This window comes from Lutibacter sp. (assembly GCF_041596795.1).
In the GTDB taxonomy this organism is placed as follows: domain Bacteria; phylum Bacteroidota; class Bacteroidia; order Flavobacteriales; family Flavobacteriaceae; genus Lutibacter.
The window spans coordinates 1-3094 of sequence record NZ_JBFHHX010000236.1 but is presented as its reverse complement, the minus strand read 5'-3'; the positions used below and the strand labels follow the sequence as shown (position 1 = coordinate 3094).

Below are 3094 nucleotides of genomic sequence, written 5' to 3'. Positions count from 1 at the left end.
TAAAAATTAAAGAATTATGTCAGACATTGCATCAAGAGTAAAAGCCATTATCGTTGATAAATTAGGCGTTGACGAAAATGAAGTAACAACAGAAGCTAGCTTTACTAATGATTTAGGAGCAGATTCACTTGATACTGTTGAGTTAATCATGGAATTCGAAAAAGAATTTGATATTCAAATTCCAGACGATCAAGCAGAAAACATTGGAACAGTAGGTCAAGCAATTAGCTATATAGAAGACGCAAAAAAGTAAATTTTATATGGAAATTAAACGAGTTGTAGTAACTGGACTTGGGGCATTAACACCAATTGGAAATAATGTTGAACAATATTGGAATGGCCTCATTAACGGAGTTAGCGGGGCTGCTCCAATAACTTATTTCGATGCATCCAAGTTCAAAACTCGTTTTGCTTGTGAGCTAAAAGATTTTGATGTCAATCAATTTATTGACAGAAAAGAAGCTCGAAAAATGGATAGGTTCACACAATATGCTGTTGTAGCATCTGATGAAGCTATTTTAGATTCGAAATTAGATCTAGAAAACATTGACAAAGACAGAGTTGGTGTTATTTGGGGAGCTGGAATTGGAGGATTGGAAACTTTTCAAAATGAAGTTTTAAATTTTGCGGCTGGAGATGGTTCACCAAGATTTAATCCTTTCTTTATTCCTAAAATGATTGCAGATATTGCGCCTGGTCAAATTTCCATTAAATATGGATTTAGAGGACCAAATTTTGCCACTGTATCTGCCTGTGCATCTTCATCAAACGCTATTATAGACGCTTTAAACTACATTCGTTTAGGTTATGCTGATGTAATGGTAACAGGTGGTTCTGAAGCAACTATCACAATTGCCGGAATTGGAGGATTTAATGCTTTACAAGCACTTTCTACAAGAAATGATGATCCTGCAACTGCATCTAGGCCATTTGATAAGGACAGAGATGGATTTGTTTCAGGAGAAGGAGCTGGAGCTCTTATATTAGAAGAATACGAACACGCCATAGCAAGAGGAGCTACAATTTATGCCGAAATTGCTGGAGGTGGTTTATCTGCAGACGCATACCACATAACCGCTCCACACCCAGATGGTTTGGGCGCAAAAAATGTAATGCTTAACTGCTTAAAAGACGCTGGATTAAAACCAGAAGATGTAGATGCTATAAATATGCACGGAACTTCAACTCCTTTAGGAGATATTGCTGAAAGTAAAGCAATTTTAGAGGTTTTTGGAGAGCATGCTTATTCTATTAACATCAATTCAACCAAGTCAATGACTGGTCACTTATTAGGAGCAGCCGGAGCTGTAGAGGCAATTGCATCTATTTTAGCTATTAAAAATGGAATTGTTCCTCCTACTATCAATCATTTTACAGATGACGACCAAATTGACAGTAAATTAAACTTTACGTTTAACAAAGCCCAAAAACGTACTGTAAATGTAGCCATGAGTAATACTTTTGGCTTTGGAGGTCACAACGCTTGTGTATTGTTTAAAAAATTAGATTAACAAAAAACTGAATGAATTTCATTCGAAAAATTATAAATGCTCGATACAAAGATGACGAGGGTTTTTTTGTTGATATTAAAAAACTAATAGGATTCACCCCAAAAAATATTTCTTATTATAAAAAAGCATTCACTCATAGATCAATAAAAGAAATTGACTTAGATACAGGTCACCCTGTAAACTATGAGCGATTGGAGTTTTTAGGAGATGCCATGTTAAGCGCGGCAATTGCAGCCTATTTATTTAATGAAGTACCATCAGGTGATGAAGGCTATTTAACACAAATGCGCTCTAAAATTGTAAGTAGAGAACACTTAAATGAACTTGGCCGAGATTTAGACCTATTTCGTTTTGTAAAAAGCAATGTTGCATTATCTAAATTTGGAGAAAATATTCACGGAAATATTTTTGAAGCTTTAATTGGAGCTATTTTCTTAGATAGAGGTTATAAATACTGCAATAAATTTATTGAAAAAAGGGTAATTCAACCTTATGTTGATGTTCCAAAACTAGAAGGTAAAATAACCAGTTACAAAAGCCTTTTTATTGAATGGTGCCAAAAACAAAAAAAAGAATTTTTGTTTGAAGTGTATGAAGATACTGGAAATGACACCATTAAACATTTTAGTGTAAAACTTTTTTTAGACGGAAATGTAATAGCTAAAGGTAGAGCCACATCAAAGAAAAAAGCAGAAGAAACGGCTTCTAAAAGAGCATATTTCGCTTTTCAGAAACAATTATCTAATTTGTAGATTGTAAAAATCGAATACGATTTCGTAAATTAATTAGTTACTATACTTAAACTATGGTACTTTTGTAGGAATTTATATGCATCCTTTATATGCCAATTTTAACATTTGATTTTGAAGATGACTATTCACTAATTGGAATCCATTCAACAGAAGAAGATTATAAATTAGCATTTTTAATAAACAAGCATATAAAAACAAAATTTAAACGATTTAATTTTAATTTAGATTTTGAAGGTTCAAACGCAGAGTTTCCTTTATTTGAATATAAAGATGAACACAATTTTATAAATTATTATTTAATAAACAATAAACATACACAGTATGTAAACAATAACAAAAATGGAGGTTTATTTGATGGAAATTATAGTACAACTTCATATTTAATTCCTGAAAAAAAGAAAGTAGATTTCTTTTTAAAAATTGAAGGAGGAGACCATGAAAACTATATTGCAACTACATTAGAAAAATTAAAGCAAATAAATCAAATAATTACTTCATATTCAATAGAACTAAACTCATTAAAAAACAAAGATTACCTTATATTTTAATTATGGCACAAAACAGAAAACGCACCAAAATTGTAGCAACATTAGGACCGGCAATAGCCTCAGAAAGTCTATTAGAACAAATGATGGAAGCTGGTGTAAATGTATTTAGAATTAATTTTTCTCATGCAGATTACGACGAAGTAAAAGAAAAAGTAAGAATTATTAGAGAAATTAATAAACGTAGAAATTTTCACGTAGCATGTTTAGCGGATTTACAAGGTCCAAAATTACGTGTTGGAGTAATGCAAGAAGGCGTTTATTTAAATGAAGGTGATGTATTTAC

General features: G+C 32.0%; 5 protein-coding genes. All 5 read left to right on the top strand.

The window, feature by feature from the left end:
• The first annotated feature begins 16 nt into the window (after positions 1-16).
• The gene (locus ABY298_RS15730) at positions 17-253 is read left to right on the top strand and encodes an acyl carrier protein (RefSeq protein ID WP_089380648.1); all 237 of its coding nucleotides are present in this window, start codon (positions 17-19) and stop codon (positions 251-253) included.
• Between the two features lie 7 nt (positions 254-260).
• The gene (fabF, locus tag ABY298_RS15725; protein ID WP_372746997.1) at positions 261-1511 is read left to right on the top strand and encodes a beta-ketoacyl-ACP synthase II; all 1251 of its coding nucleotides are present in this window, start codon (positions 261-263) and stop codon (positions 1509-1511) included.
• Positions 1512-1522: 11 nt separating this feature from the next.
• Positions 1523-2263 (top strand): ribonuclease III, encoded by a 741-nt coding sequence (rnc, locus tag ABY298_RS15720; protein WP_372746996.1) that lies wholly within the window; start codon positions 1523-1525, stop codon positions 2261-2263.
• An 89-nt stretch (positions 2264-2352) separates the two neighbouring features.
• Positions 2353-2811: an IPExxxVDY family protein gene (locus tag ABY298_RS15715; protein ID WP_372746995.1), complete on the top strand. Its 459-nt coding sequence runs from the start codon at positions 2353-2355 to the stop codon at positions 2809-2811.
• 2 nt (positions 2812-2813) lie between these two features.
• Positions 2814-3094 (top strand): pyruvate kinase (locus ABY298_RS15710; RefSeq protein ID WP_372746994.1); only part of this gene is annotated, 281 nt, incomplete at its 3' end.